Origin of the sequence: Brucella rhizosphaerae, assembly GCF_002252475.1 — a bacterium.
Lineage (GTDB): Bacteria > Pseudomonadota > Alphaproteobacteria > Rhizobiales > Rhizobiaceae > Brucella > Brucella rhizosphaerae.
Genome location: NZ_NNRK01000032.1, coordinates 15,550 through 40,631, shown reverse-complemented (window position 1 = coordinate 40,631; position 25,082 = coordinate 15,550). Strand labels below are relative to the sequence as shown.

The window sequence follows — 25,082 nt, the reverse complement described above, 5'->3', positions numbered from 1 at the left end:
AAAAAACCCCGTCAACATAAGTCAACGGGGGCGTAGGCCGGGTCCAAACGGAAAGTAGACCGGATGCGTAGCAAATGGATGCTAAACGGTTTCCGTAATTTTGCTGAGGTTCAGAGGTTTATCTGGATCAAGGCCACGTGCTAACGCAACACGTTCAATCAAACCGTAATAAGCACCGAGGCCAACAAGTGGATCAATCAAGCCATGCCCTGTTGATGTGATCCTCATAGCCTTGTGCTGTGTGCTTTCAGCGCCGATTATTATCACATCTGCGCCCAGACTGATCAAACGATCTACAGCCTGTTTGCCAGCATTGAATGCTTCGTCTTCGTTCAGAAAGGCTAGCACGGGAAAGCCGCTATGAACCAGACGTATAGGGCCGTGCATAACTTCTGCCAAAGAAAAAGCCTCGGCGTGGATGCCACAGGTTTCCTTGGCTTTAAGGGCTGCTTCCATTGCTACGGCAAAACCTGTGCCCCGGCCTACAACATACATTCCGTCAATTGAAGCCAGTCGCGATACCACGGAGTCATCAATTGGATCACTCGTTGTTGCATCCAACGCTTGCGGCAATTTTGTGAGCGCCATCTGGAGTGCGCTGTCGCCGCTGATTGCTGCGGTGATGGCGGTGAGTGCGGTAGCGCCTGCGATACAGGATTTGGTTGCGGCTACGCTCTGTTCTTTGCCCGCATGCAATCCCAGCACAATATCGGCCTGCTGTGCCAAAGGGCTGTCCGTCACATTGACAAGGGCTACAGTAATGGCTCCGCCTTCTTTGGCGGCCTTCTGCAACGCAACGATATCGGGACTTGCCCCGGACTGCGAAACCGTAAAGTGCAAACCGTCCTGCAATTGCAGGCGGCTGTTATAAACGGATGTCACCGAAGGGCCGATGGAAGCCACGGGCAAGCCAATACTGATCTCGAACAGATATTTGAAGAACGACGCTGCGTGGTCGGATGATCCGCGGGCAGCCGTTGTGATCACACGCGGTTTGCGCTCTTCATAGAGACGTTTAATTTCCGCGATCGTTGCGGCTTCTTCAGTCAACAAGCGCGAAACAACGGCAGAGGCCTCGATTGTCTCCTTGCACATAAATGATGTCGTGACCATGAAGTCCCCCTTGCTTGAATATTGGAGTGATTTGCTTTCAGGCTTGCAGGATTGATGCGCCGCCTGCGGCCTGTACCGCCAGACTGCCGCTCTTGACGCCTGCGGCGAGACAGTCCGCCGGGCACCGTCCATCAATCCATGAGTCGATGAAGCCTGCATTGAAAGCATCGCCTGCACCAGTCGTGTCGATAACATCCACTGTGTCAGCTGGCATATGCATCGCTGCAGAGCCGGCACTCAGCCATGCTCCTTCTTCGCCTGCTTTCAGAGCGACGACGGGGAAGTGCTTCGATAAAATATCGATAGCATTGCGGGAATCCTGATCGCCGGTAATAGCTTCCGCTTCTTCACTGTTTGGCAGGAAGATATCCACGCCTTCACACATTTTCAAAAAATCCTGGCTGTAGATGAGAGTTTCATCCCAACTTGGATCCAGCGAAATGGTCAGGCCGGCAGCTTTGGCTTTAGTGACCAAATCCGGTATTTCGTGCAATGTCGCATATTCTGCGATGTGGAGGTGCTTTGCATTGTCCCATGTCAAAGCGTCATCAAGGGTGGATGGCCGTGCAGAACCTGCACGACGCGAAAGAAACGCGCGGTCGTTGCCGATAACACTGGCTACAGTCACTTGCGGCCCGGCATCAGTTGAGGTTTCCAGAAACCGCAGATCAAGGCCGTCGATGGTCAGGTCCGTGGATATGCCCTTCGACAGACTATCGGTGCCAAGCCGCGCAACCAGCGCGACCGACCGGCCAACATGAGCAAAATGGGCGGCGGAAATAAAGGCACCACCACCAGCTACGATCTTCATGTCGCCCGCGAAAACCTCTCTGCCCGGTTGCGGTAACGCATCGAGGCCGGTGAAAATCAGGTCGCAATAAATCCGTCCTATACTTAGGACCGCAGGAGTTTTGAACTGTTTTGACATTATAGACGACCGAGGCTCTTTTCTGTCTTGGCATCAAACAGATACAGGCTGCCAGCAGGTGCAAAGACGCTCAGTGTAGTGCCAGACTTCGGAACGGTTTTGCCCGGTGCTGTCGCAATGACTGCAGCGCCGTCAACATCAAGATGAACCAGAGTTTCCGCGCCGAGAGGTTCGACAGCTGTCACAATGCCTCGCAACGATATCCCCCCTGGTGTGCCTGTTTCACCGACGGTCAATTCATGCGGGCGGATACCAATCAGCACATCGCCATCAGATATAAACTCGACCGTGTCACCTTGACGGCGCCCTTTGAGTAGATTCATCGACGGGCTGCCGATAAAGCGGGCAGTGAACACATCCACCGGATGTTCATACAGCTCGGTTGGTGTGCCGGTTTGCAGAATGCTGCCGTCACGCATCACCACAATACGGTCGGCCATGGTCATGGCTTCGACCTGATCATGCGTTACATAAACTGTGGTGGTCTTGAGGCTCTGGTGAAGGCGCTTAATTTCGATGCGCATCTGCGCACGCAATTGCGCATCGAGGTTTGACAACGGTTCATCGAATAAAAATGCCGAAGGATTGCGCACCATGGCACGCCCAATGGCAACACGCTGGCGCTGGCCGCCTGAAAGAGCTGCCGGACGGCGATCCAGATAAGGCGTCAGTCCCAAAGATGCACCAACATCTTCAATCCGCTTGGCTTTTTCAGCCTTGGAAAGCTTTGATGTGTAAAGGCCGAAACCAATATTCTGGCGCACGCTCATATGCGGATAAATCGCATAATTCTGGAACACCATCGCAATATTGCGCTGTTTCGGATCACGCTCATTGACGACTTCACCGCTAATTTTCAAGTTCCCGCCGGAAATATCTTCCAGACCCGCAATCATACGCAGGGTTGTCGACTTGCCGCAGCCGGAAGGGCCAACGAAAACAACAAATTCTCCGTCTTCGATCTGTAAATCGATTGCGCGAACTGCTTCGACCTTGCCGTAACGTTTGACAAGTTTTTCAAGTTCAATGGTTGCCATTAACGTGTCTCCGCAAGTGCGTTGAATTTTTCATTAAGTTCGTGATCGGCCTTAGCTTCATAGGCTGCGTACTCAGTGGCACGCGCATTGAACGCCTCAACCGCGTTTTGGTAACGCGTCAGAGCTTCGCCCATCGGCAGCGGTGCCGGACCGCCCAAACGGTCGCGCACAGCAACGAAATGCTGTGGCGAAACCAGCTCTTCAAATTTTGTCTGATCAAAAGACGGTTCGCGTCCGGTAGCCTCATGGAATGCTGCAAGAAAGGGGGCAAACCCGTCTTTCTCAAGCCCGCCACCCTGAGCCACTACGGAACGTGCCACGGTAGCTGCAATCTCATGCGCCTGACGGAAAGACAGGCCTTCAATACGCACCAGAGAATCCGCAAGTTCCGTGATCGTGATGCAGGAGCGGCGGATATTTTCCGCAACCCGTGCTGGATCAATCCGGATGGCTTCAATAAACGCTGCCAGCAGATCAAGCACACGTCCGGCAGAAGCAAATGCCTCATAGCCCATCTGTTGCGTTTCACCTTCACTGTCGTTCATGTCGGTGAAAGGCGTATTGTGCATTACGTCGAGCACTGTGCGGGCGCGCCCCATAGTCTGGCTCGACAGATGACGCATATGCTCAATCGGCACCGGATTGCGCTTTTGCGGCATGATCGACGAGATCTGTACGAAAGCATTCGGCACATAAATCTGGCCGACTTCAAAGCTCGTCCAGAACTGGAAATCCTGAATGAGCCGTCCCAGATGAATGAACATCAGTTCCAGCGCGGAATAGGTCGAGGTGACATAATCCACGGCTGCGATACAGCTGTAGGAATTGTTTAAGGGGGCAGCAAAGCCCAACAGCTCCGAGACGCGTTGGCGGTCGATCGGAAAGCCGGAGGTGGTGATGGCCGCTGCCCCCATCGGTGACTGGTTTACAATCGCGCGGGCTGCTTCAAGACGCTCAATATCCCGGATTAGCACTTCCGTAGCCGCAGCAAGATAATGTCCGAATGTCGTCGGCTGTGCTGGTTGGCCGTGAGTATAGGCAACGATCAACGTTGCCTGCTCGCGGTCCACTGCTGCAATCAGCACATCAAGCAAGTGCCGCGCTTTGGCCAGCAGCGTATCTATGTGCTTTTTCAAGCTGAGCTTGAACAGTGTATGGTCGATGTCATTGCGAGAACGCGCGGTATGCAGACGGCCTGCAACATCGGCTCCAATAAGGGCTTTCAGTTCCTTTTCAATGAGGAAGAAAAAGTCTTCAACCTCACCTGTATAGGTCAGCTCAGCCGGATTGATTTCTTTATCAATGGCTTCAAGAGCACCGGCAATCCGGGTAGCTTGCCCGCCATCAAGAATGCCGGTTTCAACCAGCATCACCAAATGGGCGCGGTCAATGCGCCGGAAACCGTCAACATGATGCGTCTTGGCACCGTCAAACAGTGGGCGCAGCACAGTTTCTTTATAAACCGGATTTGGGAAAACACTCTTGTCGGAAAGTTTAGGATCAAGTTCAGACATGGTTCAACCTTTCAGACCAGCAAGCATGACACCGCGCACGATGTAACGCTGAAGAAGCATGAAAACGATGAGCGTTGGCAGCGTGGCGATGGCCGCACCGGTCATGATCATTTCCCACTGGATAGACTGTTCAACCGCAAAGCTCGATAGTCCCACCGGCAGCGTATAAAGCTCAGGACTGGTTGAAACGATCAGCGGCCAGAAGAATGCAGTCCAGTTGCCAAGGAAGGTAAAGATAGCCAAAGCCGACAGAGCTGGTGTGACCAGTGGCATGGCAATTTTCCACCAGATCTCAAATTCGTTAAGCCCGTCTACACGTGCCGCTTCAAGAAAATCATTCGGCACACCTTCAAAGAACTGCTTCATCAGGAAGGTGCCGAAGGCAGTCATCATGCCTGGGAACATGATGCCCCAATAGCTATCCAGCCAGCCGAGTTTGCTCGACATCAGATACCACGGAATAACCAGCATCTCGGTCGGGATCATCAGGGTCGAAAGGATCGCAAGGAATATGAAGTAACGACCCCGGAACTGGAATTTCGCCAATGTGTAACCGACAAGGCTGTCGAAAAACACGTTGGACAAAGTCACAACCACAGCCACGATCATCGAGTTCATGAACCAGCGCAGAAAGCGCCCGTCAGCAAGAATGGTGGCATAGTTCTGAAACGTTGGCTCTGCAGGAATAAGCCTGAGATCATAGACCTGACTGGCAGTTTTCAACGAGGTTGAAAACATGAAAACAAGTGGCGTGACCATGATCAGGCCGCCGATGAACAGCAAGGTCCATGTGACGACGCGGCCGGGCTTCAGATTCTGGAAAGGGAGTGATTTGGTTTGTGCAGACGCGGTCATTTCTTTTCCCTCAGAATCCAGAGCTGTAACAGGGAGACGCAAAGCAGAATGATAAAGAGAATGATCGTTTGCGCAGCCGCATAGCCCATTGCATAGGACGAAAACGCCGTTTGATAGATCATAAGTACCAGTGGCTTAGTCGAACCCAGCGGGCCACCCGGATCATTCGTGGTCATGTTGTAGACCTGATCGAAGATGCGCAGGAAGCCGATTGAGGAGAATACCACCAGAAACACAGTTGTCGGCTTTAGCAGCGGGATGGTGATCTTGCGCAGGATTGCCCATTCGCCGAGGCCATCAATTCGCGCTGCTTCATAGAATGTACCGGGAACTGCGCGCAGCCCTGCCATAAAGATAATGATCTGAAAGCCAAGTCCTGCCCAGATGGAGGTTGCCATGATGGCATAAAGCCCCTGATCAACCGAGCGCAGAAAGCCTTGCTGCGGCAGCCCGACAGAGCTCAGAATATTGTTGATGAAGCCAATCGGAGCTGGCTGATAAAACCAGCGCCATACCCATGCCATTGCTGCTGCTGTGGTCAGATAAGGTAAGAAATACAGCGCGCGAATGAAGCCGTGCATGACTCTCACCCGGTCGAGATAGTAAGCGATGACAAAAGCCAGAACCAGGCTGATCGGGGTGCCTACCAATAGATAGATGAAAGTGTTTTTGAACACTTTCCAGAATTCCGGATCGGCAAAAAGCTTCTGATAATTGGCTATGCCGATAAATTCCGGCGGGCTCATCAGATCCCAGTTGGTGAAAGACAACCAGAATGCTTCAATCGTCGGATAAAAACGGATGACGCTATAGAAAAGGATCGGCAGGGCCAGAAAGCTCCACACCCAAATCAATCTTCTGGTTTTCATCGACAGGCGATCTGTCAGTCGCGAACCGAAAGGCCTGCGCGCTGTATGATCGGGTTCAGCCGTCATTGTCATAATAAAAATCCTTCGGCCAGCCATGCGTTGCAAGGCAGCCACGGTCGGAAGCGGCAGGCTTCAAAAATAGAGCCGTATGTTTAAGGCAGCAAGAGAGCTGCTGAAGATCGGAAGCGGGCAGCTCGTGAGAACCGCCCGACCGAGAGCGGCTTTACTTCGCAGTATCCAGAATGGCCTGTTCAGCCTTGGCAGCTTCATCAAGAGATTCTTTGACTGGCTGGTTCTGCAATATCACGCGATTAGACATGTCGACGACGATCTGGCGCTGTTTCAGCTCGTCGGTGAACATGGTTGTATGGGCGTATTCCAGACCTTTGAGGAAGGGTCCGTAAACCGGGTCAGCCAGATTGGTTTCTGTCAGAGCCGCAGAACGGCGCGCGGGCAGTTCGCCTACACCCTTCAGCCAGATTTCCATCGCTTCAGGCGAAGTAATGTAGTTGAGGAACTTTGAAGCTGCTTCCAGCTTTTCGCCCTTTGCCGATGCGCTGATGCCGTTGGCAAAATAGCTGGCATAGTTTGAACGCACACCTTCAGCATTGGCAGGCAGCTCGGTCACGCCCCATTCAAAGTCCTTGATGGTGTTGAAGGCCGCCAGACGGAAGGTGCCATCCACGGTCATCGCAGCTTTACCGGAGCGGAATGCTGCATGGCCTTCATCCATGAACTTCACTTCGCCGACCTTATATTTGGTCTGCAAGTCGGTGTAGAACTGCAATGCCTTTTCACCGGCAGCGTCGTCATAGGCGACCTTGCGGTAGTCATCGCTGTATGGCTTTCCGCCGAACTGGCGAACCAGCACTTCACGCCACCAATGCAGATCCTGACCCGGCATATCGAGCGTAATGCCTTCGCTCAACAGATTGCCGGAAGCGTCACGCTTGGTGGCTTTCTCGGCATAGGCCAGCAGCTCTTCAAGGTTTTTCGGCGGGTTTTTAGGATCAAGACCAGCTTCTTCGAAAAGCTTTTTGTTATAGAACAGTGCCAGCGAACGTACAGCGGTCGGCAAGCCGTAATATTCATCGCCGCGCTTCATTGCGCTGACGATTGGGAAGAATTCGCTTTCGATCTTGTCGTGCGGAAATGCTTCCTGCGGCAGTGGCTGCAAAATGCCACCAGCAGCAAATTTGTCGAGCCAGCCATAGAACAGCTGCATCACGTCAGGGCTTTTGCCAGCCATCTTCGCCGCAATAACGCGGGTCTGATAGTCGTCATAAGGGAACGTGACCTGCTTGACCTTGATATCAGGATTAGCTTTTTCGAAATTCTCGATCAGCTTGTCCATCGTCTTGACGCGCGATTCAAAGACATACTGCCAATATTCGATTTCAACTGCTTGCGCAGCATTGATTGCGATAGAGCTCAGACCGGCCACAAGACCTGCAAGCAGCAATTTACCCATTTTCATTAGACCTCCCCTTTGCTCAGCCCCTCTGGTGCCCGAGCAAGGTATGTGCAGGTCAATGACCTGCCGGTTCCACCATTGCTGCATTTTTCGTGCAGCATCCTCACCGTCAGCAAGCTTGGCCAAATGCCGTTTGAATGCCGACAGGACAATTATTGCCCCTTCATTAGGCTTCTATTTTGCGGTTCATTTGTCAATAAGATAATTTAGTTGAATTAATATATTGCTGTTAAAAGTCTCGTGCGCTATCTAATTTGAGGCATTTGGGAGAGGGCATGAAATCGAAGGCGGCGAACTCACCACCTATGGCGCATCCGGACACACAGCCGATCACTTTGGGTAAAAATCCTGAACGAATTCGGGACCATAACCGACGTGTGGTGTTGGACGTTGTGCGGCGTCACGGCCCAGTGGGACGCATGCATATTGCTCGCCTGACGCATCTGACGGCTCAGGCCATTGCAAATATTGTCGACGAGCTCGTCGCAGAAAATCTTTTGATGCAGCTCGGCAGATTGAAGACGGGGCGCGGTCAGCCACCGATCCAGTTCGCGGTCAATCCATCAGGGGCGATGACAATAGGAATCGAAATGGGTTCGACCCATATGGTGACGACGGTTCTTGATCTCTCTGGCGTTCCACGCAGGCAGCGAGTGCATCTGGTAAGCGATACGCGGCCAGAGGCGCTTTGCAACCAGCTCCGGACCGAGATCGACAAGATCAAGTCCGAATATGATGCACGCCTTCTTGGGATCGGTGTCGTGATGCCCGGACCGTTTGGTATCGAAGGCATGACGTCCGTAGGCCCGACGACTTTGCCGGGATGGGCTGGTATTGATGCTGAGTCGGTTCTAAGTGCGGCGTTTGGCGAACCTGTTATCGTCGAAAATGATGCGAATGCTGCGGCGGTTGGCGAGCGATTGTTTGGTGCCGGGCGCGCTATCTCAAATTTTGCGATGATTTATTTCGGTGCTGGTATCGGGTTGGGGATGATCCAGGATGGAGCGCCGTTTCGCGGCGCTTTCGGCAATGCAGGCGAAATCGGACATATCTCAATTGTTCCGGGAGGTCGCCTCTGCTCCTGTGGTCAGCATGGCTGTCTGGAAACCTATTCGTCAGTACATGTGTTGAAACAGCAACTGATGAATGCCGGGATTGTCGATGCCAGCCTCGAAAAGGTGGAAGAACTGCTGCGCGATAAAAATCCAGTCATTCTGGATTGGGTGTCGGATGCTGCAAAGCACCTCGCGCAGATGATTGCGATTATAGAAAACATTCTCGATCCGGAGACTGTTGTTCTGGGCGGAATGTTGCCAGATACGGTCATTGATGCGCTGATCGCACATATGGGCGAGCTGCCGATTTCGGTGGCAAACAGAAGTTTACGCACGATTCCGCGGGTGCTGAAGGGGCAGACGGGTCAGTTTACGGCTGCGCTTGGCGCGGCTTCGCTGCCTATGTTTGAGGTCATGACTCCTAAACTCGAAACCAGCCTTTAGAGCGCGTTTTGACCTGATAGAATCAGATCGGCACACTAGTTTCTTCTGCTTCAAGCATATTCTTATCGATCCTCGGTTCACTCCGGTCGGGATTTAAACGTCAAATCCAATCCACTGGAACCTCCATTTTTTTGCGAAGTCAGACGATGGAGAGCTGCTGAAGCATTATTCAGACTATTTAGTCGTCAGTTTTTCCGTTTCTGCGACGAGCCTGAGACGGTGCGAAGCTTCGTGGAATATCCTTAAATTTAAAAAGCTTATCTGTGTTACTCGGGAAAATCCGATGCTGCGCTGAAGCCGCATTGCTGTCTCTTTCAACTCAATTTTGACAAATGACGTTTATTAATCAACAAATGTCAAATTCATATGTTGACTTATGTAGGGCAATTGGTGATTTTCGTCTTGCGTGGTCAAGGAGGATGACGTGCAGACGCTTTTAAAGAACATGTCTACGACATGGCCCGCCCATTGGGGCAAATACGCTATCACGGTCAGTACGATGTCGCCGCCGCTGGAGTCTTTCTGGCGTCACGCGGTGCGACCATGAAAAATGGTGCCGACCTTCTGATCGATGAAAGCAACGGTATTCTATAGCAAAACTGACAATCTGACGATTGGCCGGAGCCCAAAACGCGGCTTTACAATGATAAAGCGGGAACTCATCTCTCGCCTTCGATAGGTGCAAAATGCAAAGATTTATTAATAATCCAGATGAAGTGGTCGAAGACACCGTCAAGGGTTTCGTCAAAGCTCATAATGATCTCGTGCGGTTGTCGGCCGAAAACCCTCGCGTAATTGTAGCGAAAGACGCACCTGTCGAAGGGAAAGTCGGCGTTATTACTGGCGGTGGTTCGGGTCATGAGCCTGCATTCATCGGCTATACAGGCAAGAACCTGCTCGACGCGGTCGCAGTGGGCGAACTTTTCTCCTCGCCGACAGCCAAGAGTTTCTACGATGCTGCGCGTGAAGCAAATGGGGGCAAGGGCGTTGTCTGCCTCTATGGCAATTATGCCGGCGACAACATGAATGTAAAAATGGCGGTGAAGCTAGCCGCCAAGGTCGGAATTGAAGTGTTGACCGTCGTCGCTAATGACGATGTCTGCTCGGCTCCTATTGAAGAACGCGAAAAACGCCGCGGCGTTGCTGGCGAAATCTTCATGTGGAAGGTTGGCGGTGCAAAAGCTGCATCGGGCGCGAGCCTGCTGGAAGTGCAGGCAACGGCACAAAGGGCCATCGATAATTGCCGTTCCATAGGCGTTGGTCTTGGCCCATGTACCTTGCCTTCGGTGGGGCATCCAAATTTCACCATTGAACCGGGCACGATGGAAGTTGGTATTGGCCACCATGGTGAACCGGGCGTTCGCGTTGAGCCGTTGAAGCGCGCGGACGAAGTTGCCAGGGATATGACCAAGATCGTTCTTGATGATCATAATCTTCCAGACGGCACTGAAGTGGCGGTTCTGGTTTCCGGTCTTGGTGCAACGCCGCTTAACGAGCTTTATATCCTCCACGACACGATTGAGCAGGAAATCACTGCGCGTGGTCTTAAAATCTATCGCACCTATGTCGGCAATTACTTTACCTCGCTCGAAATGGTTGGAGCAACGCTGACTGTCATGGCGCTTGATGATGAGCTCAAGGCATTGCTCGATGTCGAAGCTCGTTGCACGACAGTTTTGTAAGAAAGAGACGTATCATGCAGACTTTCAGGAACGCTGGATCGGGTGAGATCGTTCTTTCGCTTGCAGAGCGTATCATCGAGAACAAGGCCTATTTGAGCGAGATCGACGGCAAGATCGGCGACGGCGACCATGGCGTGAACATGGCCAAGGGCTTTGGCATTGCAGCGGAGCGTCTGAAGGGCAAGGACGTTACGCTTGCACAAGGCCTCGAGACCCTTGGGACGGTTCTGCTGACTGAGATCGGCGGCTCGATGGGTCCGCTTTATGGTGTGATGTTCAATGAGTTTGCAGAGAAGCTGGAAGGCGTTGAGAATATTGACGCAGCCAGTTTTAGCGCGATGCTTCATGCAGGTCTTGAAGGTATCCAGTCGATCGGTGCGGCGAAACTTGGCGACAAGACTCTGCTCGACACACTGATCCCGGCGGTCGCTGCTTTTGATGAAGCCAATGCCAAGGGGCAGTCCTTCGCAGAAAGTCTGGATGCGCTTTCTGCCGCTGCGGAAGCCGGTCGTGACTCAACTCTCAATCTTGTTGCAAAAATTGGCCGTGCGAGTCGCCTTGGCGAGCGCTCGTTAGGCGTTCTTGATGCAGGTGCAACGTCCTGCGCGTTGATTCTGACCGATCTTTCAGTGCAGGCAAAGACGCGTTTGCAGTAAACGCTTCAGCGTGATTCTGACATTGGCGTCTGAAAACTGTGTGGGCCAACACGTTCAGGCGTCAAATTCGTTTCGTCATGTTGCAATTGCGGTCGACAGCTTTCATGTTTGCGAGTGAACAGAGGCAACAGAAAATCGCATGACGCTTAAGCCCAACACATCGCGTAAGCTCGGCAAGTCTAAGGCCAGCACCGGCGAGAATTCGTTTGCGATTCCGATGCGTTATGGCGATGATCCTTATATCTGGGCCTGTTGGCTCTATTATGAAGACGGGCTCACGCAAAGCGAGATCGCCGATGTCATGGGCATCTCACGCGCAACCGTGAACAGCTATCTGGCCGAAGCGCGTGAAAAGGGTATCGTCAATATTTCCATTGAGGGCGGTCGGCTTGAATCGCTGTCTGTCGCTCAGGAATTAAAGCGTCATTTCAACCTGGCCGACTGTCTTATTATCCCCCATGATGATAATGCACGCCCGTTGATTGACCGGCTTGGTGTCGCAGGTGCGCATGCGCTGAACAAGATACTCAAATCAGGTGACACACTTGCAGTCGCCTGGGGCCGGACCGTACTTTCAGTCGGCGAGCAGACCGCAATCCGCGCATTGCAGGATATGACCGTCGTGCAGGCTACAGGCGGGACGACTGCTTCTTTTCCTTATACACCGGAGCGATGTGCTGCAGTGCTGGCGGAAGCGGTTTCTGGACGCTGCGTCAATATCATGGCACCTGCGATGGTTCGTTCGCAGCAGACACGGGACGTGCTGCTCGACGAACCATTGCTTCAGGAGCAATTCGCGACGCTTGAGAATGCCAATCGCATTCTGTTTGGTGTTTCATCGCTTCGCTCCAATTCTACCATCCATACCAGTGGCTTTTTTGAATCCGTCTCTTTGCAGCAGTATCTGGCCGCCGGTGCGGTTGGTGTTGTTGCAGGCCGTTTTATTGATGAGCGTGGGCGGCCTGTTGCCGGACCGCTCGATGAGCGAACTATTGGAATATCGCTTGAAAAGTTGCAGCAGATCCATACGCGTGTTGCGGTTGCAGGTGGCTTTGACAAGGTGCCCGCACTTCTTGCGGCGCTCCGTGGAGGCTTCATCAATGTGCTTGTAACAGACGCTGCAACCGGGCTCGGTATTTTGCGTGCGGATGGTGTTATAGACCTTGATGCACGTCTTTCGCAGCGCCCGAAAGCCAATCAGATGCCTGCTGCTTTTCGTGTGCGTGTGAAGAAACTTCTCAACAATCCCAATGAGGTGGTGGAGGAAATGCTCGACGGCGTTGTCCGTGCGCATGGCAAATTCCTGCAACCCATTGGCGGCTCCAAGCGTGCGCTGGTCGCGCGGGATGGTCCGCGCCCCGGTAAGGTCGGGTTGGTGATTGGTGGCGGGGCGGGGCATGAGCCATGTTTCCTTGGCTATGTTGGTAAGGGACTGGCAGATGCGGTTGCCGTTGGAAACGTCTTTTCGTCTCCTCCGCCCGATCCGATTGTCCAATGTGCGCTTGCTGCATCCAATGGCGAGGGCGTGCTCTTCGTCTATGGAAATTATGCAGGCGACGTCATGAATTTCGAGATGGCCGCTGAAATGGCCGAAGAAAAAGGCGTCAGGATCAGAACCGTTCTGACCACCGACGATATTGCGTCGTCGCCGATAGACGACAAGGACGGTCGGCGTGGCGTGGCGGGTAACTTCTTCGTCTTCAAGGTGGCAGGCGCTGCTTGCGACAAGGGTATGTCTCTCGAAGCCTGTGAGCTTGCGGCACGCAAGGCCAATGCGCGCACTTACACCATCGGTGTGGCGCTGGAACCTGGCTCATTGCCGCAAACCGGACGACACAATTTCGAGATTGGTCCGGAAGATATGGAAATCGGCGTCGGCATTCATGGCGAGCCGGGAGTGTCGCGCGATCGTATTCGGCAGGCCGATGAAATCGTTGACAGCATCATGGACAGAATTTTCAATGAAATGAAGGCAGTTTCCGGTGATCGTGTCGCGGTTCTGGTCAATTCGTTTGGGGCGACGCCGCTCATGGAACTCTATGTTCTTTATCGACGTGTGGCGCAGCGGCTTGAAGCGAAGAATATTCACATTGAGGCCAATTGGATCGGGCATTATTGCACGTCTCTGGATATGGTTGGAGCGTCGATATCCGTCATGCATCTTGATCAGGATCTGACGGATCTCTTGCTGCATCCATGCGAAACGGCGAGCCTGAAGATTGGCTGACTTGCTGGCGTCAAGTTGCGCCGTTCTGTTCTGTCTGAAAGTAAATTAGCATAGGCCTTATGATGAGCGATACGCGTTGCCTCTGTAAGGTTTGAGGAGAAAACCCATGTCCGAAACTGCGGCTCGTCGTCTAGCCCACATGTTTGATACCGTTTCTGCGGCGATAGAGGTGGATCGTGATCGGCTGTCCGAACTCGATGGCGCGATTGGCGACGGCGATCATGGAACGACCATGGCATTGGGTTTTCAGGCCGTACGGAGCGAGCTATCCAAGCTTGACCTTGATGAGGTTGATATTTCGACGGTTCTCAACACGGCAGCAACGGCTTTCATCAATGCTGTCGGCGCTTCGACGGGTCCGCTTTATGCCACGGGCTTTCGCCGCGCCGCGCAGGCGACGGTTGGTCATAATGATCTCGACCTTGCCACTTGTGCGTCCATTATTGAGGCTATCGGTATCGGCATTCGTGAGCGTGGTCATGGACAGCGTGGCGACAAGACCATGCTTGACGCATGGCTGCCTGCGGCTGAAGCCGCCCAACTGGCTGTTGAAGAGAACAAAAGCTCTGCCGAATTCTGGGAAAAGGTTGTTGCCGCGGCCATTGCTGGTGCCAACACCACGCGCTCGATGATTGCAACCAGGGGACGCGCTGCGCGTCTTCGCGAACGGTCGCTTGGCCATATGGATCCGGGTGCTGCGTCGGCGGTTGTCATCTTGCAGGCAATGGCTGCGTCGGCAAAAAACTGACGAGAGTTTAGAAACGAAAAGCTGAAATGTAATAGTCGAACATTATTCCTGCTTTTTGAGCTTCTTCAGTCATATCCCCAAAAATGGAACCAGCGTGGACACCCGTGCCCACCAAACAAGTCTGATGTCCGGCAGATACGCCGCCTGCAATATCGTGTTCGATACTGTCGCCGATGCATAAAACGCGCGGCTGGTTGAGCTTGAGACGTTTCGCTGCTTCTTCATAAATCGCGGGATAGGGTTTACCGATCAGCCTGAGTGGACCGCCCATCGCGTCATATTCTTGTGCAATTCTGCCGGCGCCCGGATTCGATCCCTGGCCCGTCAGCATCAAGATATCCGGATTGGTGCACCAGCATGGTATCGCTTTTTCAGCCGCGGGCTTGAGAAGGCGAATATAGTCATTAAGCTCTATCGAATCCGCATTGCTTGCCGCCAGAAGGAGAAGATCGGCAGTCTCCGGCGTTTCAACCAGTTCGACAGGAAGACCTTCAATGGCCGAGAAATCGTTATCACGCGAATGAAGCCAGATTTTTGGTTTCGCGGGTAAATCTGTGCCGATTGCAGAGGCCAGTTGTGCGTGGGCAACTTCGCCGGAACTAAGAACTTCCTGAAATGAGTTTCTTGCAAATCCATACTGCACCAGCCGGCGAGCATTGGTTTCGCCTCGCTTCCCTGAATTGGAAAGCAGGATGATGGGCTTTCCTAAACCGCTGAGAGCTTTCAATGCTTCGGAGGCGTCAGGGTATGGCTTCTTGCCATCAAGAAGAACCCCGAACTGATCGATGAAGAACGCGTCAAACTGCGATACAATTTCCGAAAGATGAGCTATTTCAGGCATTTTGAACTCCAAGGCGGGCAAGTCGTGCCGTGCCATAAGCGGCCTCGTCAGAGGCGACGCTCAGCAACGGCACGCCAAGGGTTCTGGCACGAATAGCTGTCCATTGTCTGTTTTTCGCTCCGCCACCCATTGAACGAACTGACTTCAATGACGGCGCGCCCAGTTTTTCAAGCAAAGTGTAGCCTTGTGCTTCGATGCGAGCTATCCCCTCAAACATGCCCTGAAGAAGAGTGGTCGTCTCCGCGGGGCGTGGTGTCAATCTCGGCAACATTTCAGGGTCATAGATCGGAAAACGCTCACCCTTTTTTGGTAAAGGATAATAGTCAAGTCCTGTTGGCTTTGTCGGGTCGATCAGTGTGCTCAGACGGCTTATTTCGTCCGCAGAGAAATGTCCAAGCAAAGCCGCGCCACCAGTGTTTGAAGCGCCGCCTGCCAGCCAATTTCCCAATAGTCGATGGCTGTAAATGCCAAATTCAGGCACATCGATGCGTTTGTCTGAAAGAAGCTTCAGCGTTAGTGTCGTCCCGAGAACGGAAACTGCGTCGCCGGGCGTGCTGGCACCTGACGCGAGAAATGAAGCACAACCATCTGTAGTGCCTGCAATGATAAGTGTTTTAGTCGATAGCCCAAAGCGGGTGGCGGCTGCTTGGGTGATATTGCCAACAACCGTACCCGGCTCAACAACATGGGGAAGCATCGCGCGCACTTCCAACAGTGTCATCCATGCTGGCCAGGTTTTCGTAAGCGAGGAATAGCCTGTTTTAAGGGCGTTATTGTCGTCAGAAACCATGCGGCCGGAAAACAGAAAAGAGAGCCAGTCGGCTTGATGCAGAACATGCGCTGGTCGCAGCGACAAGAATGACTGGGCACGGAGGAGGGCAGGCAAGCCTGTAGTTCGTCCGGGCTCCGTTTGAGCTTCTATCTGTGCCGCAGCGTTATTGTTTAGGGGCGGATCGTTGTACATCAACGCGTCACAAAGTGGCGCGCCTTCGTCGTTGACCGGCAGTATAGTTCCTGATGTGCCGTCGATAGCCAATGCGTATATGTGTGTTGGCTCAACGCTTGACAGAGCCGCATTTAACGCCGTTTCCATCGCACGACGCCATTCGGCGGGACTCCGGTGATTTCCTTCGATCGTAGCTTTGCCAGACGAAATCAGCCGTTCCTGATCATCGATGATGACCGCGCGTGCGCCTGACGTGCCGAGATCAATTCCAACATAAAATTTTTCAGCCATTCAGGCTCTGCCTGTATATTTCGGCGTCCCAATTAAGCAGGGAAGCAACGTTTTCGATTGTCAGATAACTGACCTGTGAATCTTCTGGCAGGCGCAACAATACATTGCCAAGACAACCTGCCAGCGCCTCGGCACCTGCATTTGCATCGGTCCGGATGCTTACTCGCCCTTCATGATCTATGATCAGGATTTCGCCCGAAGGCTTCTCTGCTCGTCCAATTGTTGGTCCGCAGAAAATGATATGATCGGGATACATGTTTCCGTGCAGCGCTGTCTCACGTAGCCTTGAAACTGCCATAGCACGTGACAGAACATGGTCTCGCTTAAGTGGGGTATAACCGTCCGGTGCGGGAGCGGGGGGGATCTCCGCACCGGAATTTGCTACAAGCTCAAGCTTGTAGCAAATTTCTTCAAGCAAAGTTTCCGCATCCGCCACGCTGTCAGCAGCGACAAGTAAACCGTGATTGCCGAGCACTGCTACATTTTGCTTGGTGCGCTTTTCTATTAGCATTCTTCCGAGTTCCGCACCCGGTCTGCGATAAGGCACCCACACCCATTCAATACCCGACAGGTGCTCTTTGATACGTCGCTCCCCGTCGAGTAGTACGGCCAATGCGATAGTGGAAACACAATGGACATGAACAACAACCGCAGCATCGAAAACCGCATGAAGACAGGTTTCGATAGATGGTCGCAAACCTCCGTCACCAAGCAGGAAAGTAGCTGGTTGGTCGGCCTCTGGCGATCCATCCTTCAGTGAGCGGGCAATGTCGCGCCATGCAGTCGGAACAAAAATGTTTCGTTCAAGTGCATCACCCAGATTAGTGCCTGACGCCTTGATCCACATCACATCCCCGATTTTCAGTGACGTGTTGCCGCCTGCTGCCTGAACGAGCAAAGGATCCTGCCCAACCTTTGCCGACAGCCGGACAAGCGCGTCGAATTCGGTTTGCATTTCGGGCGGTACGGTTGGATTTGAACGGTTTGCTTTATCCACCACGTCTGGCTCCTATCGATCAGGCGGCGTCGGATTTGCGATCCTGAACACCATAGCTTGCAAAGCCGCGTGCCGTGCGTTCGATCTCTTCGTCTGAGAGGATATGCGCGCCACCGATGAGTTCGGCGTGATAATACTGGTCGGCCAGCGCTTCGAGTTCATGGGCGAGCCACAAGGCGCGTGTTAACGTATCGGCACAAACAACCATGCCGTGATTGGCCATAAGGCAACCCTGCCGACCTTCAAGTGCGGTAATGATATTTTCGGACAATTCCACCGTGCCGTAAGTTGCATAATTGGCGAGGCGGATATTCGGTCCGCCAAAAGCTGCAATCATGTAATGCACCGCCGGGATCTGTTTACGGGCAACTGAGAGGATCGTGGAAAAGCGGGCATGTGTGTGAACGACAGCATTCATTTCCGGACGCGCACGCAAAATATCGCGATGAAATGGCCATTCGACGGAAGGTCTTCTTGGCCCTTCAAAAGCACCGCTATCATCATCGAACCGCATTTTCGCAATCATATCCGACGTCATCTGCTCGTAGGGAATAGCGGACGGTGTGATCAGCATGTGATCTCCAGCGCGCAATGAGATGTTGCCGGATGAGCCACGGTTCAGACCTGAGCGTGACATGACAAGGCAGCTGTCGATGAGGGATTGGCGCAGTTGGTTCTCGTTCATGATAGTCTCCTCAGCACAGGTGCCATGCGGGTTCACCTGCAATATATCGGCGTACTTCTTCTGCTGCCTGTTCGGCGGCAAAAGTGACGGTGCGAACCGAAGCACCTGCGATATGCGGCGTCAGTGTTACATTATCTAGTTTAAGCAGGGGCCAGTCTGCGGGCACGGGCTCGACGCCGAAAGTTTCAAGCATTGCACCGCCAAGGTGGCCGGATAGCAGAGCTTCCGTCAGCGCATCGTAATCACAAAGCGGGCCGCGTGCTGTATTCACGAAAATCGCACCGGGCTTCATTTTGGCAAATGATTGCGCGTTCATCATGCCCGTGGTTTCCTCCGTCACACGCGGGTGCATCGTGACAAGATCGGCTTCGGACAGGAGGCGATCAAAACTGACGAGTTCCACGCCGTCGGCGGCATCAGCCGGATTGAGTTGCACATAGGGGTCGTGCACAATCACTTTTGCGCCAAAAGCACGGAGCAGGCGCACGACGCGGCTGCCGATCTGGCCATAACCAACCACTCCGACAGTCATTTCCGACAGTTCGCGACCTGTGGTGTCCGCGCGATAGAGATCGCCACGCCAGATACCTTGTCTCAGAGCTTCATGGCCGACGCGAATTTTGCGGGTTTCAGCGAGGATGGCACCGAGAGTAAATTCAGCGACCGCTGAAGCATTACGCCCTGGTGCATTGACGACCCGCAAGCCGTGATCGCGTGCCGCCGTCATATCGATATTGACTGGCCCGCCGCGGGTAACGGCAATCATCTTGAGACCAGGTAAACGGTCAAGCATTGTCCGCGACATTGGAGCTAGCTGGGTTACGAGAATTTCTGCGTTGCCGATCATTCCCACGACTTCGTCAGCTGATCCCATATATTCCTTGAGGCCATCCATGCCAGTCACCGCGTAACCATGCTCCATCGGACGGTCAGGCCAATCCTGTCGAAAGCTGCGGATCTCGAGAACATCGCCGCACGCTTCCCTGAGCTTTTCTTCAAATATTTCGGGCAGCATGAAATGGTCCCCGATGACCACGAGTTTGCGGCTCATGCACGCATCTCCTTTACTTACAATTGCTTCCAGATCGGTGCCAGAGCGGCGACCGAAGCGGTATAGCTGGGGAAAATCTGGTTATATTTCTGAGTAAGCTCGGCATCCGGAGCCTCGGGTTTGGAAAGGGTAGGGCTCACCCAATCCTTGATGATTGTTCGCATATCAGATGCAAGGCCGATACCGACAGCTGCAATCATCGCGGCCCCCGTTGCTCCTGCCTCTTCACGCGTTGCACGACGAAGATCTGCACCGAGACAAGCCCCGAGAATACGACGCAATTCATCAGCGCGAGCCGCGCCGCCTGTGACAACGATCTCGCGTGGGATGTTTCCCATGGCGGAATAGCAATGGCGTGCAGAAAGGCCAAGCCCCTCAACCACAGCTCGCACGATGTCCGGGAACCGATGGCCTGAATTGAGACCTATAAGGCTCGCGCGTGCCGTCACATCAATGAAAGGGCCGCGTTCACCTGCTTCCGAGATATAGGGATGATAGAGAAGCTGGCCGGGTCTTGCCTGCATGAGCCAACCATTAAGTCGGGCGATAAGTTCCGCCCGGTCGGGCTGATGGCCGAAATCGCGCGCCATTTCACCGGCTAATGCAAAGAGCCAATCGAGATTGAGTGTCGCCGCCATATTACTTTGTATCTGTGCAACCCATCCAGGAATCGGCAGCGGCATGACATAGCCGGAACGTGCGCCGACCGGTACAAAACTCTCGGCAGGTTTTGCCACCATATGCATTCCGGTCGAACCGATGATGGTGCAGGCATTGATATTGTCCTGAGCAAAAAGGCCGCCGCCGATGGCGGTACAAGTGACATCAACATAGGCAAGCGCAACTGGGGTGCCTGCGAGCAATCCTGTCTGTCTGGCAGCAACTTCTGTGAGCCTATGCGTCTGCTGGGTGCCATCGATAACCGGCGGCAGCAGATATTTCAGATCGTTGAGTTCGAGTGCTTCAATCACATCGGGTGAGTAAGTCCGGGTGCGAAAATCGCCAAAGGTGAAGCTCGCTTCCGAAGGATCGACAACCCGCTCGCCAGTCATACGGAAATAGAGCCAGTCCTTGCAGTGAAGTGCAGTTGTGGCTTTGTCGAAAACCGTAGGTATGATTTCCCGCATCAGCCCAAGTTGCGTCCCCATCTGGCAGGAGTTGAGCCCCGCACCTGTAGAGATATAGCGCGCCTCATCACAAGACTTCTGCTTGAGTTTCTCCGCACGGTCTGCGGCCCTGGCATCCAGCCATAGCCAGGCTTCTGTGACAGGGTCACCGTCCTTGTCGATGAGCCAGGTGCCGTCGCCCTGACCCGTGACGCCGATAGCAGCAACGCGATTTGCTATACCGGGGACTTTGTCGACAAGCTGACGCAAGGCAAGTGCTGTGTCGTCCCATGTCTTGTTCATATCCTGAACTGCCGCACCATCCGGGCGCGTCACGTACCGGTTGGGAACAGCAGCAACAGCGATCTGCTGACCTGTCAGATCGAACGCGACTGTCTTGATGACGGAAGTTCCTGCATCGATGCCAATGATCACATCCTGCTGTGCCATCATGCGAGCTCCTGACCATGGGTGATCGCTTGTCCACTGCGGGCATCGAAGACATGCAGATCATTTGCAGGAAAAAGCACATTGATGCCTTCTCCGACCTTCACGACACTCCGCTCATGTTCGACGAGAACGAGAGGCTGATCAGCCAGTGTTGCCCCAATGTGGCTCTGATCGCCGAGCCATTGATTGACAGTCACGCGGGCGGCAACACCGTGCGACGCGCGTTGCACGGCATAGGGTCTGATGCCCACCACCACACTTCCGAGCGATGCCAGCAGATCGCGCGTTTCGGCTTTGAACGCGTCCGGCTTGTAGGCGAGTTTTTGACCGTGTCCAAGATCGAAGTTCAGTCCCCCATCATTGTCGGCTTGTGCGCTTGCCGGAAAGATGTTCATCGGAGGTTCGCCGACGAAAGTGCCGGTGAAGAGGTTAGCCGGTCTGAACTTGATCTCCTGCGGACTTGCAAACTGCTGCAGAACGCCACCCTCCATCACGGCAATCCGGTCTGCCAAAGCATTGGCTTCGGTCTGGTCGTGGGTCACGAGAATTGCGGTCAGGCCGTGCTCTTTGATGAAATGCTTGATGCGCCCGCGCAGCAATGTGCGAAGCTGCGGCTCAAGCTGTCCCATTGGTTCATCGAGAAGGTAAAGATCAGCCTCCCGAACAAGCGCGCGGGCGAGAGAGGCGCGCTGTTGTTGCCCGCCGGAAATTGTGCTGGGCATACGGTGCAGGATATCGGTGATCTCCAGCATCCCGGCCACCTCATTGACGCGGCGTGCAACTTCAGTTTCCGGCAATTTTGCAGCCTTGAGAGCGAAGGCTATGTTGTTCCGCACATTCACGGTAGGGTAGAGTGAGTAACCCTCGAACGCCATCGCGACGTTTCTGCGAACCGGCGGCAGTTGATGCACCTCACGTCCGGCCATGGTGATGGCGCCGCGCGAAACAGGCTCGAAGCCTGCTATCATACGCAGCGTGGAGGTTTTGCCACAGCCGGACGAACCGAGAAGCGCTATGATTTCGCCAACCCTGATCTCCATGTTGAGGTCTTTGACAGCATGAAAACCTTTGCCAATCGGTCCGTAGAACTTGTCGATATCCATCAGTTTGAGCATTGTCTTCATCATTGTTCGCCCTCCAGTTCAACGCGACGTCCTGTTTGCGGATCAAACAGCAGGATGGCATTTGCATCTACGGCCACATGGGCCGGACCATGGTCGGGCGCAGGTGTCCCTGCCGGCCGCGAAAGCATGATTTCACGACCGCGCTCAGTGATAGCAAGCGATACGGTTTTCTCATTGAGTGGTGTTTCTGCTTCAATGGTGATGGGTATCACACCGGGAGTGTCTGATGGTGCAAACCGAATTGCTTCCGGGCGCAATCCCAAAAGCAGAGTCTGCCCGACATATGGCTCAAGGCTTTGCGGTAACACCAGACGACCGCCAGAAAGGCGGGTCTCAATGGCACTGGTCGACAATTTCTCGGGCGTGATTTCAAGGAGGTTGATGACCGGATCACCAAAAAGCCGTGCGATATCCACGGTGGCCGGACGACAGTAAATATCCTCTGGGGTGCCGATCTGTGCGATGCCTTTGGTATCAAGAACGGCGATCCTGTCGCCAAGAGCCATTGCTTCCTTATAATCCTGGGTCACGTAAATTACAGTTGCATTGCGTTCTCGTAAGAGACGCGGCAGTTCCAGCCGCATTTCAAAGCGCAACTTGGCGTCGACATTGCGAAGAGGGTCGTCGAGCAGTAGGATTGACGGATCGCCCGCCAGCGCGCGGGCAAGTGCTGTACGCTGCTTCTGTCCGTTAGAGAGCTCCTTCGGCTTATGGCTCGTCACATGATCAATCTTCAAAAGTCGCGCGAGATCGCCAACGGCTTCTTTAATTTTGTCTTTTCCAAGCCGTCGTGCGGTCAGAGGTGCCGCAATATTTTCGGCTGCGTCCATATGCGGAAAAAGTGCAAAGTTCTGGAAAGCCATGCCAAGGCCTCGATCCTCCGGTTCGACACCGGTCATGTCCTGACCATTGAGAAAGATGCTGCCTTCATCGGAATCAACCACGCCTGCAATCAGGCGCAGAAGCACTGTTTTTCCAGCGCCTGACGGCCCGAACAGAACCACGGTTTCGCCCGTCGCGACATCGAACGAGACACTGTCCAGGACTTTATGGGTCTTGAAGGATTTATGGATATTTTTCAGTGATATGGACATGTCTTACCCTTTCACCGCGCCGAGCGACAAGCCTTCGACGAGATAGCGTTGGGCATAAAGTGCGATGGCAAAAGTTGGAGCAATAGAGAGCACAATAGCTGCCGCAACCTGTCCGTACTGGATGCCGGACGCAGTCACGAAGGCAAGTGCGCCCACCGTCACCGGTTGTTTATCAGCCGACGCAAGCACCAGTGCGAAGACAAAGTTATTCCAGGCGAAGATGAAGGCCAGCAAGGCCGCCGCCGCAATGCCAGGGCCCGCGAGAGGCAAGGCGATCTTGCGAAAGGTTGCGGCCCAGCTATGGCCCGCTATGCGATAAGCATATTCGATATCGGCAGGCATATCCTCGAAATATCCACGCACAATCCAGAGGATCAGTGGCAAAACAATCAACTGATAAACCCATATAAGCCCGATATAGGTATCACTGAGGCCGATCTGCTGGAAATAGATCGTGAGAGGCAGCAGGACCAGCAGTGGCGGTGCGAAACGAAACGACAGAAGCGTGAATGCGATGTCTTCCGAGCCGCGGAACTTGAGGCGCGCAAAGGCATAGGCCGCAGGCACACCGAGCAGAAGGCCGATTGTCACGGAAGTTACCGACAGGAAGAACGAGTTGAAAAGGTTCTTCATGAAGCTGATTTCCAGAATTCCTGCTGATGTTTGCAGCTTGCCGGAAATAAGTGCCGTGTAGTTTTCGAGTGTTGGCGAAAATACCACCGATGGGGGCACGCGCAGAATAGTTTCGTTTGTCTGGAAACTCATCAGGAATATCCAGACAATCGGGAACATAAAGAACAACACCACCAAGGTCAGCGCAATGATGCGCAGGATGCGTTCGAGAGGGTGCACATGTTGCATTGTCATATCCTCTTACGCTTCAGCATGGGCTTTTTCGCGCAGACGGAGCCATTGCTTGATGAAGATGTTCGACAGTGTGTAAGTGATCGCCCAGAGGATGATCATCAGCGCCGCAGAACGTCCGACATTGGTGGACTGGAAGAAGTTGAGATATGCTTCGACCTGAAACACCGTCAGACGATTGCCCGGTCCGCCTTGGGTCATGGCGTAAATGATGTCGAACTGCTGGATGCTCTCGATGACACGGAACAGTGTCGCGGTGAGCAGAAACGGTGTCAGCATCGGTAGCGTAATGCGCCAGAAAACAAACAGGCGGGGGACACCATCAAGCGTGGCGGCTTCAAATGGTTGTTGCGGCAGCGAGCGTAGGCCTGCTAGCAAAAGGATCATGATGAAGGGTGTGTAGACCCAGATATCCACGATCACGACAGTGAGCATTGCGGTCGCAGGATCGGATGCCCAGCGGAAGTTTTCAAGGCCGATCTGAGAAGCCAGCCATGACATGATGCCGAAGCCAGGGTTGGTCATGAGTTTCCACATCAAGGCGGCGAGTGCAGGTGCGGTCATCAGCGGCATCAGCAGCATGATCGAAATTGCGTTGTTGATCATGGTTCTGCGCTGCAGCAAGAGCGCGATGCCAAGACCCAGCAGAAGTTCGCAGATCACAGTTGAAAAGGCATAAGTAGCCGAAACTTTCAATGTGTTCCAGAAAGCGGCGTCGGTCATGAAGTTGAGGTAATTCTCGCCCCAGTTCCATTTGCGTGCCCACGGCTGTGAAAGCCGGTATCGCTGAAGCGAATAAGCAACCGCCGTCAGAAAGGGAATGAGAATGCCGATACATGTCAGCAATGCCGGTAAGCTCAGCAGATAAGGTAGCATTCGGCGGCTGACACGACGGCGACGAACCACGGGCGCTCTGGTCATATCATTCATGAGGCGGTGTCCTCGGCAAAGCTCCGCCATAGGGACAATAAATCCCGTAACCTGTAGACAGGCGGAATACTGAATGGGAATGATGAGGGCAGCGGCATTGA

The 25,082-nt window shown here is 53.6% G+C and carries 23 protein-coding genes; 6 read left to right on the top strand and 17 right to left on the bottom strand.

Features of this window, described 5'->3' with window-relative positions; translation table 11 throughout:
• Positions 1-81: 81 nt before the first annotated feature.
• The 7 genes from CEV32_RS15785 to CEV32_RS15755 form a co-directional block, all read right to left on the bottom strand.
• Positions 82-1,113, bottom strand: a complete 1,032-nt coding sequence (locus CEV32_RS15785) for an SIS domain-containing protein (protein ID WP_094578080.1) — start codon at positions 1,111-1,113, stop codon at positions 82-84.
• Between the two features lie 37 nt (positions 1,114-1,150).
• Positions 1,151-2,041, bottom strand: coding sequence for a carbohydrate kinase family protein (locus tag CEV32_RS15780; protein WP_094578079.1), 891 nt, complete (start codon positions 2,039-2,041; stop codon positions 1,151-1,153).
• Positions 2,041-3,078 carry an ABC transporter ATP-binding protein gene (locus tag CEV32_RS15775; protein WP_094578078.1) on the bottom strand — a complete coding sequence of 346 codons (1,038 nt, stop codon included), beginning with the start codon at positions 3,076-3,078 and terminating at the stop codon, positions 2,041-2,043. The genes CEV32_RS15780 and CEV32_RS15775 overlap by 1 nt, the downstream gene beginning before the upstream one ends.
• Positions 3,078-4,592 (bottom strand): argininosuccinate lyase, encoded by a 1,515-nt coding sequence (gene argH, locus CEV32_RS15770; RefSeq protein WP_094578077.1) that lies wholly within the window; start codon positions 4,590-4,592, stop codon positions 3,078-3,080. The genes CEV32_RS15775 and argH overlap by 1 nt, the downstream gene beginning before the upstream one ends.
• A 3-nt stretch (positions 4,593-4,595) precedes the next feature.
• The gene (locus tag CEV32_RS15765) at positions 4,596-5,447 is read right to left on the bottom strand and encodes a carbohydrate ABC transporter permease (protein WP_094578076.1); all 852 of its coding nucleotides are present in this window, start codon (positions 5,445-5,447) and stop codon (positions 4,596-4,598) included.
• On the bottom strand, positions 5,444-6,388 hold the full coding sequence (locus CEV32_RS15760; protein WP_374883615.1) for a carbohydrate ABC transporter permease: 945 nt from the start codon (positions 6,386-6,388) through the stop codon (positions 5,444-5,446). Before CEV32_RS15760 ends, CEV32_RS15765 begins: the two co-directional genes overlap by 4 nt.
• A 151-nt stretch (positions 6,389-6,539) precedes the next feature.
• Entirely contained in the window at positions 6,540-7,787 is a 1,248-nt protein-coding gene (locus CEV32_RS15755; protein WP_094578084.1) for an extracellular solute-binding protein, read from the bottom strand.
• Positions 7,788-8,065: 278 nt separating this feature from the next.
• Between CEV32_RS15755 and CEV32_RS15750 the strand changes: the two genes are divergently transcribed.
• The 6 genes from CEV32_RS15750 to dhaL (CEV32_RS15730) all read left to right on the top strand — a co-directional run bounded on the left by CEV32_RS15750 (position 8,066) and on the right by dhaL (CEV32_RS15730) (position 14,602).
• Positions 8,066-9,289, top strand: a complete 1,224-nt coding sequence (locus CEV32_RS15750; RefSeq protein WP_094578075.1) for an ROK family protein — start codon at positions 8,066-8,068, stop codon at positions 9,287-9,289.
• A 456-nt stretch (positions 9,290-9,745) separates the two neighbouring features.
• On the top strand, positions 9,746-9,883 hold the full coding sequence (locus tag CEV32_RS23725) for a hypothetical protein (RefSeq protein ID WP_167382815.1): 138 nt from the start codon (positions 9,746-9,748) through the stop codon (positions 9,881-9,883).
• Between the two features lie 92 nt (positions 9,884-9,975).
• Positions 9,976-10,971 carry a dihydroxyacetone kinase subunit DhaK gene (locus CEV32_RS15745; protein ID WP_094578074.1) on the top strand — a complete coding sequence of 332 codons (996 nt, stop codon included), beginning with the start codon at positions 9,976-9,978 and terminating at the stop codon, positions 10,969-10,971.
• Between the two features lie 14 nt (positions 10,972-10,985).
• Entirely contained in the window at positions 10,986-11,627 is a 642-nt protein-coding gene (dhaL, locus tag CEV32_RS15740; RefSeq protein WP_094578073.1) for a dihydroxyacetone kinase subunit DhaL, read from the top strand.
• Positions 11,628-11,766: 139 nt separating this feature from the next.
• Positions 11,767-13,854 (top strand): bifunctional sugar-binding transcriptional regulator/dihydroxyacetone kinase subunit DhaK, encoded by a 2,088-nt coding sequence (locus CEV32_RS15735; protein ID WP_094578072.1) that lies wholly within the window; start codon positions 11,767-11,769, stop codon positions 13,852-13,854.
• A 106-nt stretch (positions 13,855-13,960) separates the two neighbouring features.
• The gene (gene dhaL, locus CEV32_RS15730; RefSeq protein ID WP_094578071.1) at positions 13,961-14,602 is read left to right on the top strand and encodes a dihydroxyacetone kinase subunit DhaL; all 642 of its coding nucleotides are present in this window, start codon (positions 13,961-13,963) and stop codon (positions 14,600-14,602) included.
• 7 nt (positions 14,603-14,609) lie between these two features.
• Here the strand turns inward: dhaL (CEV32_RS15730) and CEV32_RS15725 are convergent, their stop codons facing one another.
• The 10 genes from CEV32_RS15725 to CEV32_RS15680 are packed head-to-tail and all read right to left on the bottom strand — an operon-like array spanning position 14,610 to position 24,981.
• Complete coding sequence (locus CEV32_RS15725; protein ID WP_167382814.1) at positions 14,610-15,443, bottom strand: TIGR01459 family HAD-type hydrolase; 834 nt, start codon at positions 15,441-15,443, stop codon at positions 14,610-14,612.
• On the bottom strand, positions 15,436-16,680 hold the full coding sequence (locus CEV32_RS15720) for an FGGY-family carbohydrate kinase (RefSeq protein WP_094578069.1): 1,245 nt from the start codon (positions 16,678-16,680) through the stop codon (positions 15,436-15,438). The genes CEV32_RS15725 and CEV32_RS15720 overlap by 8 nt, the downstream gene beginning before the upstream one ends.
• The gene (locus tag CEV32_RS15715) at positions 16,673-17,680 is read right to left on the bottom strand and encodes a class II aldolase/adducin family protein (RefSeq protein WP_094578068.1); all 1,008 of its coding nucleotides are present in this window, start codon (positions 17,678-17,680) and stop codon (positions 16,673-16,675) included. The genes CEV32_RS15720 and CEV32_RS15715 overlap by 8 nt, the downstream gene beginning before the upstream one ends.
• Before the next feature lie 16 nt (positions 17,681-17,696).
• On the bottom strand, positions 17,697-18,362 hold the full coding sequence (locus tag CEV32_RS15710; protein WP_094578067.1) for a class II aldolase/adducin family protein: 666 nt from the start codon (positions 18,360-18,362) through the stop codon (positions 17,697-17,699).
• A gap of 10 nt (positions 18,363-18,372) precedes the next feature.
• Entirely contained in the window at positions 18,373-19,413 is a 1,041-nt protein-coding gene (locus CEV32_RS15705) for a 2-hydroxyacid dehydrogenase (protein WP_094578066.1), read from the bottom strand.
• A gap of 17 nt (positions 19,414-19,430) precedes the next feature.
• Positions 19,431-20,972: an FGGY-family carbohydrate kinase gene (locus CEV32_RS15700; RefSeq protein ID WP_328587921.1), complete on the bottom strand. Its 1,542-nt coding sequence runs from the start codon at positions 20,970-20,972 to the stop codon at positions 19,431-19,433.
• Positions 20,969-22,096: an ABC transporter ATP-binding protein gene (locus CEV32_RS15695; protein ID WP_094578064.1), complete on the bottom strand. Its 1,128-nt coding sequence runs from the start codon at positions 22,094-22,096 to the stop codon at positions 20,969-20,971. Before CEV32_RS15695 ends, CEV32_RS15700 begins: the two co-directional genes overlap by 4 nt.
• Positions 22,093-23,187: an ABC transporter ATP-binding protein gene (locus CEV32_RS15690; RefSeq protein ID WP_094578063.1), complete on the bottom strand. Its 1,095-nt coding sequence runs from the start codon at positions 23,185-23,187 to the stop codon at positions 22,093-22,095. The genes CEV32_RS15695 and CEV32_RS15690 overlap by 4 nt, the downstream gene beginning before the upstream one ends.
• A gap of 3 nt (positions 23,188-23,190) precedes the next feature.
• Positions 23,191-24,048 carry a carbohydrate ABC transporter permease gene (locus CEV32_RS15685; RefSeq protein WP_094578083.1) on the bottom strand — a complete coding sequence of 286 codons (858 nt, stop codon included), beginning with the start codon at positions 24,046-24,048 and terminating at the stop codon, positions 23,191-23,193.
• A 12-nt stretch (positions 24,049-24,060) separates the two neighbouring features.
• Positions 24,061-24,981, bottom strand: coding sequence for a carbohydrate ABC transporter permease (locus tag CEV32_RS15680; protein WP_094578062.1), 921 nt, complete (start codon positions 24,979-24,981; stop codon positions 24,061-24,063).
• Positions 24,982-25,082: the final 101 nt, after the last annotated feature.

Bases quoted from the DNA above. Each gene is read 5' to 3' on its own strand.
- CEV32_RS15735 (WP_094578072.1), top strand. From the start codon at position 11,767: ATGACGCTTAAGCCCAACACATCGCGTAAGCTCGGCAAGTCTAAGGCC.
- CEV32_RS15745 (WP_094578074.1), top strand. From the start codon at position 9,976: ATGCAAAGATTTATTAATAATCCAGATGAAGTGGTCGAAGACACCGTC.
- CEV32_RS15680 (WP_094578062.1), bottom strand. From the start codon at position 24,981: ATGAATGATATGACCAGAGCGCCCGTGGTTCGTCGCCGTCGTGTCAGC.
- CEV32_RS15780 (WP_094578079.1), bottom strand. From the start codon at position 2,041: ATGTCAAAACAGTTCAAAACTCCTGCGGTCCTAAGTATAGGACGGATT.
- CEV32_RS15755 (WP_094578084.1), bottom strand. From the start codon at position 7,787: ATGGGTAAATTGCTGCTTGCAGGTCTTGTGGCCGGTCTGAGCTCTATC.
- CEV32_RS23725 (WP_167382815.1), top strand. From the start codon at position 9,746: ATGGCCCGCCCATTGGGGCAAATACGCTATCACGGTCAGTACGATGTC.
- CEV32_RS15700 (WP_328587921.1), bottom strand. From the start codon at position 20,972: ATGATGGCACAGCAGGATGTGATCATTGGCATCGATGCAGGAACTTCC.
- CEV32_RS15710 (WP_094578067.1), bottom strand. From the start codon at position 18,362: ATGAACGAGAACCAACTGCGCCAATCCCTCATCGACAGCTGCCTTGTC.
- CEV32_RS15765 (WP_094578076.1), bottom strand. From the start codon at position 5,447: ATGACCGCGTCTGCACAAACCAAATCACTCCCTTTCCAGAATCTGAAG.
- CEV32_RS15720 (WP_094578069.1), bottom strand. From the start codon at position 16,680: ATGGCTGAAAAATTTTATGTTGGAATTGATCTCGGCACGTCAGGCGCA.
- CEV32_RS15775 (WP_094578078.1), bottom strand. From the start codon at position 3,078: ATGGCAACCATTGAACTTGAAAAACTTGTCAAACGTTACGGCAAGGTC.
- CEV32_RS15785 (WP_094578080.1), bottom strand. From the start codon at position 1,113: ATGGTCACGACATCATTTATGTGCAAGGAGACAATCGAGGCCTCTGCC.
- dhaL (WP_094578071.1), top strand. From the start codon at position 13,961: ATGTCCGAAACTGCGGCTCGTCGTCTAGCCCACATGTTTGATACCGTT.
- dhaL (WP_094578073.1), top strand. From the start codon at position 10,986: ATGCAGACTTTCAGGAACGCTGGATCGGGTGAGATCGTTCTTTCGCTT.
- argH (WP_094578077.1), bottom strand. From the start codon at position 4,592: ATGTCTGAACTTGATCCTAAACTTTCCGACAAGAGTGTTTTCCCAAAT.
- CEV32_RS15760 (WP_374883615.1), bottom strand. From the start codon at position 6,388: ATGACAATGACGGCTGAACCCGATCATACAGCGCGCAGGCCTTTCGGT.
- CEV32_RS15750 (WP_094578075.1), top strand. From the start codon at position 8,066: ATGAAATCGAAGGCGGCGAACTCACCACCTATGGCGCATCCGGACACA.
- CEV32_RS15695 (WP_094578064.1), bottom strand. From the start codon at position 22,096: ATGATGAAGACAATGCTCAAACTGATGGATATCGACAAGTTCTACGGA.
- CEV32_RS15690 (WP_094578063.1), bottom strand. From the start codon at position 23,187: ATGTCCATATCACTGAAAAATATCCATAAATCCTTCAAGACCCATAAA.
- CEV32_RS15685 (WP_094578083.1), bottom strand. From the start codon at position 24,048: ATGCAACATGTGCACCCTCTCGAACGCATCCTGCGCATCATTGCGCTG.
- CEV32_RS15705 (WP_094578066.1), bottom strand. From the start codon at position 19,413: ATGAGCCGCAAACTCGTGGTCATCGGGGACCATTTCATGCTGCCCGAA.
- CEV32_RS15725 (WP_167382814.1), bottom strand. From the start codon at position 15,443: ATGCCTGAAATAGCTCATCTTTCGGAAATTGTATCGCAGTTTGACGCG.